The organism is Eudoraea sp. (assembly GCF_049665975.1).
GTDB lineage: Bacteria > Bacteroidota > Bacteroidia > Flavobacteriales > Flavobacteriaceae > Eudoraea.
On the sequence record NZ_JBATGR010000518.1, the window covers coordinates 1 to 2,691 of the forward strand.

At 37.6% G+C, this 2,691-nt stretch carries 4 protein-coding genes; 2 read left to right on the forward strand and 2 right to left on the reverse strand.

What is annotated here, in order from left to right; translation table 11 throughout:
* Positions 1-652 (forward strand): serine hydrolase domain-containing protein (locus WBN20_RS16370; RefSeq protein ID WP_424282460.1); only part of this gene is annotated, 652 nt, incomplete at its 5' end.
* Positions 653-667: 15 nt separating this feature from the next.
* Here the strand turns inward: WBN20_RS16370 and WBN20_RS16375 are convergent.
* Both WBN20_RS16375 and WBN20_RS16380 read right to left on the reverse strand, forming a co-directional pair.
* Positions 668-1,327, reverse strand: coding sequence for an aspartate kinase (locus WBN20_RS16375; protein WP_424271680.1), 660 nt, complete (start codon positions 1,325-1,327; stop codon positions 668-670).
* Between the two features lie 51 nt (positions 1,328-1,378).
* Positions 1,379-1,738 carry a YraN family protein gene (locus WBN20_RS16380; RefSeq protein ID WP_424282461.1) on the reverse strand — a complete coding sequence of 120 codons (360 nt, stop codon included), beginning with the start codon at positions 1,736-1,738 and terminating at the stop codon, positions 1,379-1,381.
* 189 nt (positions 1,739-1,927) lie between these two features.
* On the opposite strand from WBN20_RS16380, the gene WBN20_RS16385 reads away from it, so the two are divergent.
* The coding region (locus tag WBN20_RS16385; RefSeq protein WP_424282462.1) for a DUF1800 family protein at positions 1,928-2,691 on the forward strand (764 nt) is incomplete at its 3' end.

Consider the following 2,691-nt stretch of genomic DNA (forward strand, 5'->3'; position numbering starts at 1 on the left):
CCCCTGTGTAGATGTTCAGGCCTTTTTGGTTGAACGGATTTCGGGGAAGCCATATGGTGAATATGTGAGGGAAAACGTACTGGATCCCCTCGGCATGAAAGAGACGCGTTATTATGTCCCCGAAAATAGCCGTGATCGTTTTTCAGCCATGTATTTACTAGATGACAATGGCCTGCTCAACCAACTACCCGACGAGGAAGCAAAATCCGATTATTTTAATCATTGGCCATTAACCCGCGGCGGATCTGGTCTTACCTCAACACTAGACAATTATATGCGCTTTGCCCGCATGATGATGCATGAAGGAGCATTAGATTCTGTAGTTATTTTAAAACCTGAAACTGTCAAATTAATGTCTACAAATCATTTGGCAGATAGCGTTGAAATGCGATCCTTTTTGCCAAGTAAGGGACAGGTAGGTTTTGGTATTGATTTCGCAGTTCGATTGCGTCCACCCGTCTCTAAGGAAGAAAACAATGGGATAGTAGGTGAATTTTTTTGGGATGGCGCTGCGAGTACACTATTCTGGATAGATCCTGAAAATGAACTTATAGCTGTCTTATTTGTTCAGTTATTTCCTTATGACCAAATAGGTCTGCATAAAAGTTTCCGGGATGCCGTATATGGCCCCTTTAAGGGTGACCCATATTAATCTAATATTGCTGCTTTACAAAGATTTTAAATCCTTTATTGTTTTGAAAGCAATGTCTACCTGTTCATCATTTACAATGATAGTAAACTCATTGGTTGTAGAAATAACTTCGTATAGGATAATCCCCTCCCACGCTAATCGCTGAAAAATGAAATAGTAAATTCCTGGAACGGAAACATTTTCTGCCGGGAGTTTTACAGTAATGGAAGAAAGGTTTTCCGCTTTTTGTGTACACTTTTCTTCTTTAAACAACTCCTCTACGATGCTATCCAAACTATTACTTACCACTATATTAAGCTCATTAACTCCTCTGGACGAAGTGTAAAAGACATCTTTATTTTTATTCACCTCTTCCAGGAGTTCAGTTTGGTTTTCTAAAATGGAATCGGATACCAGAAAAGTAAAATCTGTTAGTGATGAGCGAACTGTAATTTCACCAATATTTTTTAAGACTTTTATTATTTTGTGGGTCGCTCTGAATTCAAGATCATCAGACAATCGCTTAAGCGCCATAACTATAGCACCATTGCGGATATCTTTCCCTAATTCTTCCTGAATTTCTGGTTTGATAAGTCGCGATAATGAAGTGAGGTTAATAATCCCCTGGGCTAAAGCACTTTGTAAAAATGGTTTCTTTTTGATGTAATGTTCTACAACAGACGAGATTGTTTTCATATTTTAAGAATAGCCTCAAAAATAACATAATGTTATAATTAAAACAAATTTTTAAAAATGATAGAAAGCATCTTCCAGGTGCTCTATGAGAAATTTGTCCTTCTTTTTTAGGATAGTAATGATATCAAACCTTACCTCCCTCTCAATTTTATTTGTATTTATATAATAATCAGCAGCAGTTACCAGTAAGCTTATTTTCTTTTTGCTTACCGTTTCAGCAATATTTTCAAAATATACAGAGCTTCTCGACTTCACTTCAATTATAGCAATTGTATCACCCTTTTGCGCAATAATGTCAATTTCAGCTTTTAAATAGCGATAATTACGACATATTATAAGGTATCCATTGTTTACTAAATAAGCTTTGGCTAATTCTTCACCTTCCTTCCCAAATTGATTATGTACACCCATAAATTCTTCAATTTCTTAAAAAATAAAGCAGTTTGTCGAAAATATCGACAAATCAGTCCTAATTTCAAGAAGAAGATTGTAATTTCCATGCAGAATAACGAAAATACTTGGATGACCATAATATCCGTTAAGTTTAAGCGTTAAGAATTTGCCCCTAAACACATGAACGTTCTTAAAGCCTAAAAAACTATGGAATACTTCGTTAATTGTAATACCTCTACATTAGCGCCGTACACAACACCCTTGGATAAAATAAGGGCGGCGCATTTGTACAGAAGACTGGGTTTTAGTGCCTCAGTACAAACTATCAATCAGGCGGTTGGTCAGACAGCTGGCAACCTGGTTAATAGCCTTATCAATGAAGCGGTCAATATGGCCCCTACTCCGGCTCCTGCGTGGGCGGATTGGAATAACAGTAACTATCCGGCAGACGACGATCTGGCAAGACAGGTTAGACGTGCCCAAGCCGAGGAATGGCGGATAAGCTATACCAATGGCTTGTTGAACAACAACCTCAGGGAGCGGCTAAGCTTTTTCTGGAGTAACCATTTGGTTACTGAACTGGATATTTATGACTGTAATTCTTTCCTTTATTATTATACGAATTGCCTGCAAAGAAATGCCATAGGTAATTTCAGAACCTTTATTAGTGAAATGGGTCTTACCAGTGCCATGCTTTATTATTTGGATGGCGTTTATAATAATGGTAACAACCCAAATGAAAATTATGCAAGGGAATTGTATGAGCTTTTTACACTGGGTGAAGGAAACGGTTACACCGAAGAGGATATCATTGAAACAGCTAAGGCTCTTACTGGTTATGTTGAAAGAGGAGAAATTGGTTGTGAACAGGTTCTATTTGATCCTACCCGATTTGACGCTGGTCCTAAAACTATTTTAGGTCAGACAGGCAATTGGGGCTATGATGATGTCATTAATATTCTTTTCCAGCA